The sequence below is a fragment of the Rothia sp. HMSC065G12 genome, assembly GCF_001811455.1.
Taxonomy (GTDB): Bacteria; Actinomycetota; Actinomycetes; order Actinomycetales; family Micrococcaceae; genus Rothia; species Rothia dentocariosa.
The window spans coordinates 17,487-31,884 of the sequence record NZ_KV804792.1 but is presented as its reverse complement, the minus strand read 5'-3'; the positions used below and the strand labels follow the sequence as shown (position 1 = coordinate 31,884).

Annotated in this window: 13 protein-coding genes; all 13 read right to left on the bottom strand. The window is 53.8% G+C overall.

Annotation, left to right across the window (positions count from 1 at the left end):
* Positions 1-284: 284 nt before the first annotated feature.
* Positions 285-1,250, bottom strand: a complete 966-nt coding sequence (locus HMPREF2804_RS00140) for a bifunctional riboflavin kinase/FAD synthetase (RefSeq protein ID WP_048755096.1) — start codon at positions 1,248-1,250, stop codon at positions 285-287.
* A 105-nt stretch (positions 1,251-1,355) separates the two neighbouring features.
* Entirely contained in the window at positions 1,356-2,051 is a 696-nt protein-coding gene (locus HMPREF2804_RS00135) for a DUF4345 domain-containing protein (protein WP_070448427.1), read from the bottom strand.
* Between the two features lie 28 nt (positions 2,052-2,079).
* Positions 2,080-2,565 (bottom strand): hypothetical protein, encoded by a 486-nt coding sequence (locus HMPREF2804_RS00130; protein ID WP_095343012.1) that lies wholly within the window; start codon positions 2,563-2,565, stop codon positions 2,080-2,082.
* 106 nt (positions 2,566-2,671) lie between these two features.
* Entirely contained in the window at positions 2,672-3,043 is a 372-nt protein-coding gene (locus HMPREF2804_RS00125) for a hypothetical protein (RefSeq protein ID WP_004006242.1), read from the bottom strand.
* The gene (gene truB, locus HMPREF2804_RS00120) at positions 3,040-4,122 is read right to left on the bottom strand and encodes a tRNA pseudouridine(55) synthase TruB (protein ID WP_070448428.1); all 1,083 of its coding nucleotides are present in this window, start codon (positions 4,120-4,122) and stop codon (positions 3,040-3,042) included. Before truB ends, HMPREF2804_RS00125 begins: the two co-directional genes overlap by 4 nt.
* Positions 4,123-4,126: 4 nt before the next feature.
* Positions 4,127-4,567, bottom strand: coding sequence for a 30S ribosome-binding factor RbfA (gene rbfA / locus HMPREF2804_RS00115; RefSeq protein ID WP_048753064.1), 441 nt, complete (start codon positions 4,565-4,567; stop codon positions 4,127-4,129).
* A gap of 115 nt (positions 4,568-4,682) precedes the next feature.
* Positions 4,683-7,481 carry a translation initiation factor IF-2 gene (gene infB / locus HMPREF2804_RS00110; protein ID WP_048753063.1) on the bottom strand — a complete coding sequence of 933 codons (2,799 nt, stop codon included), beginning with the start codon at positions 7,479-7,481 and terminating at the stop codon, positions 4,683-4,685.
* Between the two features lie 230 nt (positions 7,482-7,711).
* A complete protein-coding gene (locus HMPREF2804_RS00105; protein WP_080972544.1) occupies positions 7,712-8,005 on the bottom strand; it encodes a YlxR family protein in 294 nt (97 codons plus the stop codon).
* A gap of 177 nt (positions 8,006-8,182) precedes the next feature.
* Entirely contained in the window at positions 8,183-9,220 is a 1,038-nt protein-coding gene (gene nusA / locus HMPREF2804_RS00100) for a transcription termination factor NusA (protein WP_004006237.1), read from the bottom strand.
* Between the two features lie 130 nt (positions 9,221-9,350).
* The gene (gene rimP, locus HMPREF2804_RS00095; protein ID WP_048753060.1) at positions 9,351-10,016 is read right to left on the bottom strand and encodes a ribosome maturation factor RimP; all 666 of its coding nucleotides are present in this window, start codon (positions 10,014-10,016) and stop codon (positions 9,351-9,353) included.
* 65 nt (positions 10,017-10,081) lie between these two features.
* Positions 10,082-11,899, bottom strand: coding sequence for a proline--tRNA ligase (locus tag HMPREF2804_RS00090; protein ID WP_070534899.1), 1,818 nt, complete (start codon positions 11,897-11,899; stop codon positions 10,082-10,084).
* 163 nt (positions 11,900-12,062) lie between these two features.
* Positions 12,063-13,049: a GNAT family N-acetyltransferase gene (locus tag HMPREF2804_RS00085; RefSeq protein WP_070534897.1), complete on the bottom strand. Its 987-nt coding sequence runs from the start codon at positions 13,047-13,049 to the stop codon at positions 12,063-12,065.
* A gap of 143 nt (positions 13,050-13,192) precedes the next feature.
* Positions 13,193-14,335, bottom strand: coding sequence for a flavodoxin-dependent (E)-4-hydroxy-3-methylbut-2-enyl-diphosphate synthase (gene ispG / locus HMPREF2804_RS00080; RefSeq protein WP_080974366.1), 1,143 nt, complete (start codon positions 14,333-14,335; stop codon positions 13,193-13,195).
* Positions 14,336-14,398 lie beyond the last annotated feature (63 nt).

The window sequence follows — 14,398 nt, the reverse complement described above, 5'->3', positions numbered from 1 at the left end:
CAAAGACCCAAGATATATTACATGCATCAATAAGCTATCGGAAATTTGTAATTTTTAGTGTATCTCATGCACACATCAACAAGAGAGAAAATTACATATTTCTCTCGAAGTAAACAAAAATATTACAATTAAATTCTCAAGGTGCGGTTTATCTATACATTTATACAATTAATATAAAAAATATTTTAAACCTTCACGATAAACATGAAAGTTACAGAATCAGTTATGTTTTATTTTGGTCTTCATAAGATTACAGACGACAGAAAACGCCAGAGTCTTATTACCTAAGCGTAAGACCCTGCGGCAAGCACATCGCGCGCCTGCGCAACATCCTGATTAATCTGTTCGATCAAAGCATCAATGCCATGGTACGCAACCATAGGGCGCAGGTGCTTCACAAATTCCACGACCACATGCTGCCCATAAAGGTCAAAGTCCTCAACACGTTCTTGAGGACGGTTAATAACATGCGCCTCAACCTGACGGTTTTCAATGCCGTCGAAGGTTGGGTTTGTACCCACGGATATAGCCGCCGGATGCTTTTCACCAGACTCATCGGTCAACCATCCGGCATACACACCATCAACCGGGATAAAGCCGCGCGCCTCCAGCTCCAAATTTGCTGTAGGGAACCCCAATTCACGCCCACGCGCCAAGCCGTGCACGACTTCCCCGTACATCAGGTGCGGACGACCAAGCAGCCGAGCCGCACCTTCCATGTCCCCCGCGTTCAGATATTCGCGAATGCGGGTTGAAGAGCATCGGGTTTTTTCATCGGCCATCAAATCATCAACCACGATGACCTCAAACCCGTATTTCTTCCCCAGTTCGCGCATTGTGTTTAAATCGCCCGAATTCTTGTGCCCAAAACGCACATCGTCGCCGATCACGACATAACGTGCACGCAGGGTATCAACAAAGACGGACTTCACAAATTCTTCGGGGCTCTGCTTCGCAAACTCTAGGTCGTAATGCAGCAGTAGGTAGTTCTGCAGGCCAAGCTGGCACATGAAATAACGTCTTGACCCCTGACCCATGATTTCCTGATGCTTCAGTTCAGGATTATGCACCTGCATGGGGTGCGGATCAAACGAAACAGCAACCGAAACAAGCCCGTGCTCATTCGCTACCTCGACAACACGTGAAATAACGCGAGCGTGACCAATATGCACGCCATCAAAATTGCCGATAGTCACTACGGACGGACCGAAATCCGCCGGAATATCGCTCAACTCGGTATAGAGGGTCACGGGCTCTCCTGGTAAGAAATAATGTACCTATACATCCTAAACCAGTCTGAAGACGTATGTAGAATTACCACCCCGATAAACCTGAAGGATTTTCGAGACCCAACGCTAACGAGAGGATTTCCCCTGTTGCGAAGCTTGAAGCATATCCTGCCGAATCTTATTGGACTTATTAATCCAGGCGTACCAAATCAACAGGCATGGAGGAATGACCAGCTCAGTCACCATCAGCACGATCAGCGACCAATGCGGGGTACCGTGGGTAGCCCACGACATAATACGTCCCACGCCGCCTAAGAAAACCACCAAACAGGATATCACCAGCATATTGACCCACTTGAACTTCACGGCGATAACGAGGAATGAGAGCCCCAAACCGAAGTATATTGCGGCGAAAAACGCATAATTTGATTCCAGAGAAGCATTTGCCGCCAGAGCATCATTCTCTGGCACAGCACGGGCGCCAGAGAAGATCTGCCACCCCGCATAGAGCATAACCAAAGCACCATAAAGTGCGGTCACAGCGCGAAAAACCCCTTGGTTCTGAGGCTTGGCGACGTCCTCCACCGTACGCACGGCCGTCGTTTTCTGCGATGCTGCAGGGGCAGTATTTTTTGATCCGCGAGCAGATTTCTGAGCACTGGATTCAGATCCGATTTTCTGTGCAGGCTGTTGAGCCGACGCAGTGCGCGCTTTCTGCGGATACTCCGACTGCGCTGAAATCACCGGCTGCGGCTGAGTTACCGGTTCAGAGGTTGAAAGTGGTTTTTTCTCGGCCTTCTGCGAGTTCTTATCACGAGTCATAGTTCTCTCCTTTTAGTTTTCGCTATCCTCACCGAGAATTCTGCGACCTGTTCGTAGTGCGATGCGCTGCCCGGTACAGCCACCACAACCCCACCACCGGCAGTACCAAGGGGATATACCCATATCCCTGCCCGAAATGCGACCACACGGATGCTAAAGGGAAAAACTGCGGAGCGGCATACGAGAAAACTCCTATGCCAAGGACGCCAAGAAGCTCCACTACGATGGTGATAACCGCAAGCTGCCTAGCACGTTCTCCACGCTTTGCTAAAGAAACAGCAGCAATAGCATAAATAATTGCGGAAAGAAGCGAAAGCAGAATCGCCAAAGGCGCCTCATCAAATTTACGAATCAGCTGATAACACGCGCGAGCGCCCGCCGACAATGTAAAAATCCCGTACACCACAGCGATAACTTTACCCGGACCGGAGGCATGGCCAGCTGAGGAAACAGCATCGGATTTAGAATTGCCTTTTGTGGTGCGGGAACCCCAAGGGTTCAAAGTATTATGCACATCGTGTCCTTCCCAAGGTGTGTGCGCAGAAGGTGTCTCTAGATGCTTGCGTACTTGCTCTATAATTCAGGCTCTGTGCCCCAGCTATGTGGAGTAAAACCTGTGTCTAATAGTAATACCACAGCATATTCATTCGGTGAACCATCACGATAAGCACGGGCCCTGGAACCGCCAGTAGCAGAGTCGCCCATCGCGTACGCTCGCTGAGAGAATAGAAGAACGCGCCGGCGGGAATAAGCATGGCAGTCACGAGGTACCCGTAATACTCCAGCCAGTCACCACGAGGTCCCGGTCCCACAGCCTGCATGATGATCGACCCTACCAGGTACACCACTAAAAACGCTTCAAGAACAAGCATCGGACCTTGTGAATAGTCATCGGGTTCATAACCACGGAAATACTGTACCAAAGAAGCCAGACACGATAACGTACCGAGTACCACAGTAATCCAGAACCACCAGTCCAAACCAGCGATCATAGCCGCTCCCCCGCTTCCCGCGAGAAGTCAATTCCTGCTTCAAATACGAGCACGGGTGCCGCGCATCGGGTTCCCCGAAACTTCACATTCTCTATAAGAGCCACTAGTGTTCCGTCCGGCGCAAATGCGGCAGTTATCCCCTCGGTATTGGCATGCTGAGATTCCGGGCTTTGTGTGCCTAAGACAAGAGCATCTGAGCCTTCCTCACTGACTGTAATGCGCCGACCAAATGAAATATCGGTCGCCTCTTGCGTCGTAAGCTGCCGAACGTTGAACAGACGACGTGCCGCCTCCTCAAGAGAAAGTACAGGTAAGTCTAGCGGCCCATCAGCGTTCTCGTGTTCCTTCATGAGTTCAGCTAAATCAAACGCCTCACGCTGATACACATTCCCTACACGTATACGGTTCAAAGCACTCAGATGGCCCCCAACGCCCAGGGCTTTACCCACATCACGAGCAAAAGCACGAATATAGGTTCCAGAAGAGCAGGAAACCGTAATATCTACCTCAACAACTGGTACACACGCGGGAGCATCAAGCCCCTCGGCAACAGTATATAGTCGAGTATCAAGTTTGCTATCGCGCACCTCATGAATAGCGGCCTCATGAATCGTGACCTTTCGGGCGGGAAGTTCAATATCCTCGCCGTCACGAACCCGAGCATAAGAACGCACGCCCTTAACCTTAATCGCCGAAACGGCGGAGGGAACCTGCATAATATCGCCCGTCAAAGATCGTACGGCGTTTTCAATCTTCTCCCGAGTCAGAGCCCTCACAGCCTCCGCGCGAGCAATCCCGGTGAGCTCTCCCTCAGCGTCCTCTGTCAGAGTTGTGGCCCCTAACACCAGGCGAGCCTCATAAGTTTTATCCTGACCAACTAAATACGTCAAAAGCTTTGTCGCTTTATTCAAGCCTAAAACCAACACGCCGGTCGCCGCCGGATCAAGAGTACCTGCATGACCAACACGCCGCGTACCGGCAATCCAGCGGATCTTCAAGACTACATCATGGCTCGTCATGCCAGCGGGTTTATCCACCACCAGTAGACCTGACGGTCCACGTTCCCGAGCTTTCGCCACTGTATTAGTCTTCCTCTACTTCGGCCTGCTCAGGTTTCTTGTATGGGTCTGCCTCGCCCGCGTACTGGGCCCCTGCGGATGCGGCAGCAAGTTCAGCATCGCGCTCACGGGTTTTCTTTAAGAGGTCTTCGAGGTGGTAAGCGTTAACCGGTACTTCGTCTGGTACGAAGGTGAGGGTTGGCGTCAGACGCGCGGTAATATTTTTTCCCACCTCAGAGCGCAAAATGCCCTTAGCGGATTCCAACGCCTTTTTTGTGTTTTCTTGTTCTTCTTCAGAACCGTATACGGTGTAGTACAGGGTTGCGTGCTGCAGGTCATTCGTGACCCGGGCATCGGTAACCGTCACAAAACCGAGGCGGGGGTCTTTGACTCGGCGTTCAAGCGCCTGCGCCACAATCACCTTAATACGGTCGGCGAGACGGGCTGCACGTGCTGCATCAGCCATAGTTTTCTCCTTGTGGTCAAGTACAGATAGGGAAGCGCCCGCCCCGCATCCCGCACCTTCCGGTACAAAACCGGAACGAAGCGAGATACGAGGAACGGGCGCGTTTCTGCGGGTCTTAGACGCGCGGCTTCTCGCGCATCTCCCAGGTTTCGATGACGTCGCCTTCCTTGATGTCGTTGAAGGAGCCGAGTCCAATACCGCACTCGAAGCCTTCACGTACTTCGGTAGCATCGTCCTTGAAACGACGCAACGACTCGATGGTGAGGTCTTCTGACACCACAACACCGTCACGTACCAGGCGTGCCTTGGAATTACGCTTGATAATGCCGTTCTTGACCATCGAACCTGCGATGTTACCCCACTTGGAGGAACGGAACACTTCGCGGATCTCCGCCGAGCCGAGTTCGACCTCTTCGTATTCGGGTTTGAGCATGCCCTTGACAGCCTGCTCAATTTCCTCAATCGCGCGGTAGATGACCGAGTAGAACTTCATCTCGACGCCCTCGCGGTCTGCAAGCTCAGAGACACGCTCTGCAGGACGAACGTTGAAGCCAATGATCACCGCGTTGTCCACGGTTGCCAGGTTCACATCGTTCTGAGTAATAGCACCCACACCGCGGTGGATGACGCGCAGCTGAACTTCGTCGCCGCCCACATCAATCTTCATGAGCGACTCTTCCAGAGCTTCAACAGCACCGGAGACGTCACCCTTAATAATCAGGTTGAGGGTATCCATCTTGCCCTCAGCCACAGCGGCATCGAAGGATTCAAGGGTTACGCGCTTACGACGCTTCGCGAGCTGTGCGTTACGGTCTGCGGCCTCACGCTTCTCAGCAATCTGGCGTGCGGTGCGTTCTTCTTCGGTCGAGAGGAAGGTATCTCCCGCACGGGGCACGGTCGAAAGACCCAGAACCTGAACGGGACGGGATGGACCGGCTTCTTTCACTGCATGACCGTTCTCGTCGAACATTGCGCGCACGCGACCGTGTGCCACACCGGCGACAATCGCATCGCCCACATGCAGAGTACCGGACTGCACCAAGACGGTGGAGACCGCACCGCGGCCCTTATCCAGGTTCGCTTCAATGGCAACGCCACGAGCTTCCTTATTCGGATTAGCGCGCAGTTCCAGAACGTCGGCAGTCAAGGTTACGGCTTCAAGCAGCTCGGTAATGTTTGTGCCATTCCGAGCCGAAACGTTCACAAACATGGTGTCTCCACCGTAATCTTCAGGTACCAGACCGTACTCGGTCAGCTGGCCCTTGACCTTATCGGGCGATGCACCTTCCTTATCGATCTTGTTGATAGCCACGACGATCGGCACATCAGCCGCCTGAGCGTGGTTCAGCGCTTCAACGGTCTGCGGCATCACGCCGTCATCCGCAGCGACCACCAGAATAGCAACGTCGGTAACTTTCGCGCCGCGGGCACGCATAGCGGTAAACGCCTCGTGACCGGGGGTATCGATAAAGGTAATCGCACGGTCTTCACCTTCGACGGTGGTGTGTACCTGATACGCACCAATATGCTGGGTAATACCGCCAGCTTCACCCTCAATGACGTTGGTATTCCGAATAGCGTCCAGCAGTCGAGTTTTACCATGGTCAACGTGACCCATCACAGTCACAACCGGAGGACGCACTTCAAGAACGTCATCGCCTTCCGCCTCTGCTTCGGCTTCAAGGTCGATGTCAAAGGATTCCAAGAGCTCGCGTTCTTCGTCCTCAGGAGACACGATCTTTACGACGTACCCCAACTCAGCGCCCAATAGCTCGAAGGTTTCTTCATCGAGCGACTGGGTTTGAGTAGCCATTTCGCCTAAGTGGAAGAGCACGGTAATCAGCGAAGCCGGGTTAGCGCCAATCTTCTCGGCAAAATCCATAATGGATGCGCCGCGACGCAGGCGGACCTCAGTCGAGCCATCTCCGCGAGGTACTACCACACCACCGGGTGCGGGTGCATTCATCTGCTCGACTTCATTGCGGCGGGCTGCCTTCGACTTACGGTTCTTACGCTTGGAACCGCCACGGCCGAAAGCACCCTGTGCATTTCCACGGCCACCGGGACCCGGACGCGAAGGACCGCGGTTATAGCCGCCTCCGCCACGACGGTTACCGCCTCCGCCACCACCACTGGGTGCACCGGGACCGGAACCGACGTTCGAGACCTTGGACGGCATAATGGACGGGCTAGGACGGTTGCCGCCGCCGGAACGAGGCGTGTGCGAGCGCGACCCCGATGCGGAACGGGGACCGTTGCCCCCACCGCCGGGACGAGGGGCATTATTGCCTGAACGCTGACCGCGGGGTGGACGAGGACCGCCAGAACGCTGTTCGCCGCGTTCGGGTCGTTTCATTCCCTGCTGTGAGGAGAAGGGGTTGTTACCCGGACGAGGACCAGGCTTCGGGCCCGGTTTTGGAGCCGATGCACCAGGTTTCGGTGCGGGCTTTGGAGCAGCAGGCTTCGGAGCCTCTGGACGAGCCATTCCCTGCTGTGAGGAGAAGGGGTTGTTGCCAGGACGAGGACCCGAAGAAGATTTAGCGGTGCCCTTGGCACCGGGTTTGGGAGCCGCAGATTTAGCTGCAGGTTTTGCACCCGGTTTAGGGGCAGGTTTCGGTGCCGCAGGTTTAGCAGCAGATTTCGCGTCCGCCGGCTTCTTTGGAGCGGCGGGCTTAGCACTAGCAGTTTTAGCTGTGGAAGCTGCAGACTTCCCTGACGCTTTAGTTGGTTTTTCAGCTTTTTCAGGTGCCTGAGCGGGGGCGGGGAACGCTTCACGCAGTTTCTTAACCACGAGCGGGTTAAGGGTCGAGGATGCGCCCTTTACGAATTCGCCTTGTTCGGCTAGTTTTGCAATAACTTCTTTTGACGTTACACCAAGTTCTTTAGCAATCTCGTGTACGCGAGGCTTAGCCAAATTTTCTCCTGTCCTGGCTCGCACCAGGACGGTGCGAACACTAATGATGTGTGTATGCGCGCACTAGGCTCTCGGTTACGCCTAACACACGCGTGGGCATAAATTTGCCGGGGTGTGAGCACAGATGGGTACTCATGTCGCGGCACTCATTAGATATCCATCAGTTTTCTGACTCGCTTTCGTAATCTGCAAGAAGTCGTCAAACTCGTTGACTTATAGGGATGTGAGTTTCACTCATAGCCCGTAGTTTCGGGCTTGCGCTGAGCGAAGTATTCGGTCAAAACCATAAGGTCTGCGCGAGCAATTGAAACTTTAAAGGCGCGGGCGAAAGCATTTTTACGAAAAGCCTGTTGCTGGCAGGATTCACGCATATGTAGCCACGCACCGCGACCGGGCAAGGTACAGTGCACATCCGGAAGGATGCGCATCCGTTCTCCGTCGCCGCCGAAACGGACGATACGGAGCATATTCCGCGGATTATCGCGGAGGCGACAGCCAATACAGGTACGGAGAGGTTCACTCATTGCTCTCCCCTCTTCCCCATCAAAACTGTCACAGTCGTTTAGGCACGCCACTGGGGTGCACGCGCCAAACGCACATCTTAAGTGTAGCCCCTCATCTGGGTCACGTCCGTATTCGGTTTCGTGAATGCAGAAAGACCCTCTAGGGGCTACAGGGTACTCCTACTAGAATACCGGTTACTACTCGTTTTCGTCTAAATCAAGGCTGCGGGCTACTCGCTCAGCCACCTCTTCTTCGGCTCGAATCTGAGCATATTTTGATTCCGCCAAGATATCAATACGCCAGCCGGTTAGTTTCGCTGCAAGGCGCGCGTTCTGGCCTTCCCGCCCGATTGCCAACGAAAGCTGCTCATCGGGGACAATCGCACGAGCAGAATATTCGCGGGGGTCCGCAATAATAACTTCGGTCACCTTAGCGGGCGAGAGCGCAGCCGTAATAAACTCCGCAGGATCCGTCGAGTAATCAACAATGTCGATCTTCTCGTCATTAAGTTCGGCGGCAACAGCACGCACGCGAGCGCCCATATCACCGATGCAGGCACCCTTAGCGTTGATACTGGGGTTCGTTGCGCTTACCGCTATCTTCGAGCGATGTCCTGCCTCGCGAGCAATGGAGTTAATCTTGACCGATCCGTCGGCGATCTCTGGAACCTCATGCTCAAATAGGCGAAGCACCAAGTTCGGATGCGACCGCGAGAGCACAATCGAGGGACCCTTCTGCCCACGGCGCGCCTCTAAGAGATATGCACGAATACGGGTTCCGTGGGGATATTGTTCTCCGGGAACCTGCTCGTTCGCGGGAAGTACAGCCTCAATAGTTCCCAAATCGACTTGAACCATACGGGGGTTATTCCCCTGCTGAATAACGCCGGATGCTAAGGTTCCTTCTCGGTCTTTAAATTCACCAAGCACGGATGCATCTTCGGCATCGCGCAGACGCTGCGATAAAACCTGACGCACCGTCGCCGCAGCAATGCGCCCAAAGTTATTGGGCGTATCATCGAACTCATCGATTTTCTGGTTGTCATCGTCAAGTTCCGGCGCAAGAATAGCGAAGTCGCCGGTGGTTCGATCGATGACGGCTCGGGAGCCTTTAATGGCGCCGGGCTGCTTCATATAGGCAAGCACCAGAGCATTTTCAACCAGCGAGAACAGTTCCTCCAAAACGAGACCTCGTTGCTTTGCAAGTGCATGCAGAACGCCTAAGTCGATCGTCATATTGTTGTCCACGCTCTTCAGCCTTTCCCTGTAGCACGGCGCCGGGACGCTTTTTCTGCGCCCCGGCTCCCGAACGGTTTGCTTTATGTTTGTTGAGTGTGAAAAAACAAACAGAAAGCCTATTTTGTACCTATTCTACAGTCTCTTGAGTAGAATTGAAATCAATTTCAACATTAGCGTGCCCAATATTTTCCCAGGGCACAATCACAGCGTCATGGTATGTCTGCTTCTGCCCTTTCTTAGTCTGTTTCTTACGCCGAAGCACAGGGCCTTCGTCCGTAATCTCGTCAAGACGAGCCACGTATTCCGTGCCATCTGTCTGTGTCACTGCTACAAGTCGGGCGCGAGCACGTTTCCAATGGCGGCGCTCAGTAAGTTCTCGGGTAGCTCCAGGAGAGGAAACCTCCAACATGTAGGGGAAGAACTCATCGTGCTTATCAGCTTTATCCAGAGCCTGTGAGATAGCCCCCGAGATTTCCGCAAGGCTGTCCAGAGAAAGGGAATCTGTCCGATCTTCCGTATAGTCTACGGTAATTTCTACCGTTCGGTTAGCTGCCGGACCGCTGATCTTAATCCTTTCAAGCACGAGCGAAAACTCACTGAGCACAGGTTTGATAGCTTCGTTTACCTCGTCCTCATGTAGGGAGCGTGTCCCAATTTTTGCCGGTGCCGGTTTTTCCGACCCTGCGGATTCGAAGGGACGAGTTACACCCCTGGCGGTTCGTGATGCGGCACGCCGGGAGCGAGCATTGGGGGCGCCGTCTTTCTTACCGGACCGTTTAGGTTTATACGCCATATCTTCCTTCTCTTCTCGATAATCTTGCCAAGGATGATGAACGCGTCTATGCCTGGGAATAGGACCTAAGAGCGGATCTCGGCGAGGATTTCGCGCACCGCATCCGATACGGCAATATCGCGTGCCTCTCCGTTTCGCCGGTCTTTGAGTTCCAAAGTACCGTCTTTGAACCCGCGGCCAATCACTAAGATGGTGGGTACGCCCAGAAGCTCTGCATCGCCGAATTTAACGCCCGGGCTGGTTTTCAGACGGTCGTCCAAAAGCACCTGCACCCCGGCACCTTCAAGCTCCGTGCTCAAGGTTTCTGCGTACTCGTGGGATTGAGCGTCTTTATTCGTGATGACGATGTGCACATCGGCGGGTGCCAAGTTACGCGGCCAGATCAGACCCTTCTCGTCATGATTGCCCTCAGCGATTGCGGCAAGCGCACGGGTTACGCCAATACCGTAAGATCCCATCGTCACGGTCTGGAGTTTACCGTTCTGATCGAGTACTTTCAGTCCCAGTGCCTCGGCGTATTTACGGCCAAGCTGGAAGATATGTCCCATCTCAACACCGCGTGCAGCAATAAGCGGTCCAGAACCATCCGGTGCTGGGTCGCCTTCGCGTACTTCACACGCTTCCAAAGTACCGTCTGCATTAAAGTCCCGCCCGTAAACGAGATTTGCCACGTGTTTGCCGTGCTCGTTAGCGCCAGTAACCCACGAGGTTCCGCGAACCACGCGCGGATCAACGAAAAACGGAATACCGGTAGCAGTTTGACGCTCTTCGGTATTCTCACCCAACATGGGCTGATCGAGAGTAAGACCCGGGCCAATATAGCCCTTGACGAGCTGCGGGAATTTCTTTAGATCCTCCTCAGAAGCAGCCTCAACCTCGATCTCGCCACCGATACCCATGAGCGCACCAATGTTAACCTCGACGCGTCCCAGATCGACTTCGCGATCACCAGGTACACCCACGGCAAAGAGTTTACGCTCCCCGGCGGGGGTAATGGCTGCGCCCACAAAACATTTAAGCGTCTGTTCAGCGGTGAGTTCACCGCCGGTCACCTGCGGGTGCAGGTCGTTCATCTGGGTTACAAGAGTTTCAATCGTGGGAGATTCGGGGGTATCGAGCACGATAGCTGCGGGTGTATCCGTGAAATCAATATCTGCAGGCACAACGGTGGTGACTGCCTCCACATTTGCGGCGTAGCCACCGGCGGAACGCACAAAAGTGTCTTCACCTACAGGGGTCGGATGCAGGAATTCTTCACTGCGTGAACCACCCATAGCACCCGATTGCGCGGTCACTATGACGGTGTCTAATCCCAAGCGGTTAAAAATACGCTGGTAAGCGGCGCGGTGGGCCTCGTAAGCTTCATTCAAGCCTTCGTCGTCCACAGTAAAAGAGTAGGAATCCTTCATGACAAATTCGCGCCCACGCAACAAACCAGCGCGGGGTCGAGCCTCGTCACGGTACTTATTCTGGATCTGGTAAATATACAGCGGCAGATCCTTGTAGGAGGAATAAAGGTCTTTCACCAACAGGGTGAACATTTCCTCATGGGTGGGCGCCAGCAGCATATCGGCGCCCTTGCGGTCCTGAAGGCGGAAGAGATTATCACCGTATTCTTCCCACCGGTTAGTTGCCTCATAGGGTTCTCGCGGCAACAATGCCGGGAAGAGAACTTCTTGGGCTCCAATTGCGTTCATTTCTTCACGCACGATATTTTCTACCTTGCGCAGAACTTTCAAACCCAAGGGCAGCCAGGTATACACGCCAGGAGCGGCACGACGAATATAACCTGCGCGCACTAAAAGCTTATGGCTTGCTACCTCAGCGTCTACAGGATCTTCACGCAGGGTCCGCACGAAGAGGTTGGACAAGCGAAGTACCATGTGTGTTCTCCTTGGATTTGATGCTAGACCTTCACCGCATCCCACATTCCTTAACCCGAAAGCGGCGGCGAACGTCGATGAATAATATAACAAGTCTATAGGTTTCCGCGCTCACAGGCGAAGCATAGTTGGTATAAAAAACCAACGTGTATATTTTCAGACGCTAACGAGTAAGGATAATGGTCGAATATTGCCCAATATCTTCCCATCCGGTGCGCTGATAGAGAGAAAGTGCCCGATCGTTGTAGTTATTAACGTAGAGGCTCAGATGCGGGTGCCTCTCTCGGAAAAGCTCACAGGCCGCAGCAAGAAACGGAGCCGCAAGCCCCAGACCGCGATAGTCAGGGTGCACCCAAACGCCCTGTATCTGCGCAGCGTCCAGATGCGATATACCCAGATCAGCTTTGAAAACCACCACGCCGAGATCGTTAGTGACAATCACGTTTTTGCCTTCGGATACCATCGACCGTACACGGTTTCTGTAGTTGCTGCCGTACCGTGCGATGGGTTCAATACCGACTTCCTCATGGAACATAGCGGCTGCGGCAGGCAGAACATCATCGTAATCTGACAGAACAGTACAGCGCACATATCCTCCAGGGTTCTCTGGAACCGACTGTAACGAGGGTAGATAGCCGGGCAGTTCAGGCAGAGAGGCCGAATAGAGTGAGAATAGATTTTTTTCTGGGGGCAGGTACAGTAGCGGCTGTACCGTCCGAACAGAGAAAGGACTCGCGAGGCGTTTCCTCAAGTACTCCCAGATTGGAAGCACACATTCACTGGGTCCAAAAAGAGACTCAATGCTGCCCCGAGAATGGTAAATGAGGTGAGCAAGAACCTCGGCATGTGAGCGCATTCGATCGTCGTCGGGTAACCAGATGGGAACGGTATTGCTGCCCAGTAACAGCGCGCTCAGCAAGATGTTATCTTCGTAAATCCCCACGAACCCGCGATACTGTGCTGGCAGCTTATTCCCCGTCATGCGTGCTCCGGATGCCGATGCTGGCGGCAGCCCGTAAATATCGTAATGCTCAATAGCGTAGAGGTTCCCCAGCGTATCCGCATAGAGAAGCTCTTCGAGGGCATCTGCATCGCGCCGATCGAGAGCCACCACCTGGGGGGCAGATGAGGAGAAAAACTTTTTGAGCACGCTTTCGATTCTATCTAACGAGAGAGCTATCGCGGTTTTGAATGTGTCACAGCTAAGCGCCCCGCGTCCGTTGAAGGCGAGGCGCTTAGAGATTTCAGACTCGTCGCGTTTATATTCAACGCTACGGACGAGGTACAGCCGTACTATTTGACGGTAACAGCGGGGGCGCCTTCGGGCACGTACTCCCCCGAGGCTTCCATCTCGGCAGCAATACGGGTTGCCTCTTCAAGAAGGGTTTCCACGATCTGATCTTCGGGAACGGTTTTAATAACTTCCCCTTTCACAAAGATCTGTCCCTTACCGTTACCGGATGCCACTCCTAAGTCTGCTTCACGTGCCTCGCCGGGACCGTTCACCACGCATCCCATCACGGCGACGCGAAGCGGAACCTTCATATGCTCCAAGCCCTTGGTCACGTTTTCGGCGAGCTCCCACACATTCACCTGGGCGCGACCGCATGAGGGGCACGAAACAATGTCGAGCTTGCGCGGGCGCAGGTTAAGGGATTCCAGAATCTTGGTTCCCACCTTGACTTCTTCCACCGGAGGGGCCGAAAGCGAAACACGGATCGTATCGCCAATCCCTTGAGAGAGGAGGGTGCCGAATGCTACCGAACTCTTGATGGTTCCCTGGAACGCGGGACCTGCTTCTGTTACGCCTAAGTGCAAAGGCCAATCGCCGCGTGCGGCAAGCTGCCGGTATGCCTCAACCATAACCACCGGATCGTTATGTTTAACGGAAATCTTGAAATCGCGGAACCCGTGCTCTTCAAAGAGAGAGGCTTCCCACACAGCGGATTCAACCAGTGCCTCCGGGGTGGCGTGGCCATATTTTTCGAGCAGACGTTTATCGAGTGAACCAGCATTCACACCGATGCGGATAGAGGTACCGTGATCTGAAGCCATCTCGGCGATCTCTTTTACCTGGTCATCGAATTTACGAATGTTACCGGGATTCACACGCACCGCGCCGCATCCGGCTTTAATAGCCGCATACACGTACTTGGGCTGAAAGTGAATATCCGCGATCACCGGAATATTAGACTGCTTTGCGATGATAGGTAGTGCCTCAGCGTCTTTATCGGTCGGGCATGCCACGCGCACGATATCGCATCCGGCGGCGGTTAGCTCGGCAATTTGCTGCAAAGTTGAACCGATATCGTGGGTCTTGGTGGTCGTCATAGACTGTACCGAAATGGGAGATTCGGAACCGATGCCCACTGTACCTACCTTGAATTGACGGGTCTTGCGGCGGGGTGCAAGAACCGCAGGTGCAGGCTTCGGCATACCAAGGCTAACCGACAAGGCAATCCTCCAAATGTCATAAAATTGGGGCGCGGGATGCGCCGC

What these genes read in the sequence shown, in the direction of transcription:
- HMPREF2804_RS00135 (WP_070448427.1), bottom strand. Translation starts at nt 2,051, where the DNA reads ATGACTCGTGATAAGAACTCGCAGAAGGCCGAGAAAAAACCACTTTCA.
- rbfA (WP_048753064.1), bottom strand. Translation starts at nt 4,567, where the DNA reads ATGGCTGATGCAGCACGTGCAGCCCGTCTCGCCGACCGTATTAAGGTG.
- HMPREF2804_RS00125 (WP_004006242.1), bottom strand. Translation starts at nt 3,043, where the DNA reads ATGATCGCTGGTTTGGACTGGTGGTTCTGGATTACTGTGGTACTCGGT.
- nusA (WP_004006237.1), bottom strand. Translation starts at nt 9,220, where the DNA reads ATGACGATCGACTTAGGCGTTCTGCATGCACTTGCAAAGCAACGAGGT.
- HMPREF2804_RS00105 (WP_080972544.1), bottom strand. Translation starts at nt 8,005, where the DNA reads ATGAGTGAACCTCTCCGTACCTGTATTGGCTGTCGCCTCCGCGATAAT.
- HMPREF2804_RS00090 (WP_070534899.1), bottom strand. Translation starts at nt 11,899, where the DNA reads ATGGTACTTCGCTTGTCCAACCTCTTCGTGCGGACCCTGCGTGAAGAT.
- rimP (WP_048753060.1), bottom strand. Translation starts at nt 10,016, where the DNA reads ATGGCGTATAAACCTAAACGGTCCGGTAAGAAAGACGGCGCCCCCAAT.
- ispG (WP_080974366.1), bottom strand. Translation starts at nt 14,335, where the DNA reads ATGCCGAAGCCTGCACCTGCGGTTCTTGCACCCCGCCGCAAGACCCGT.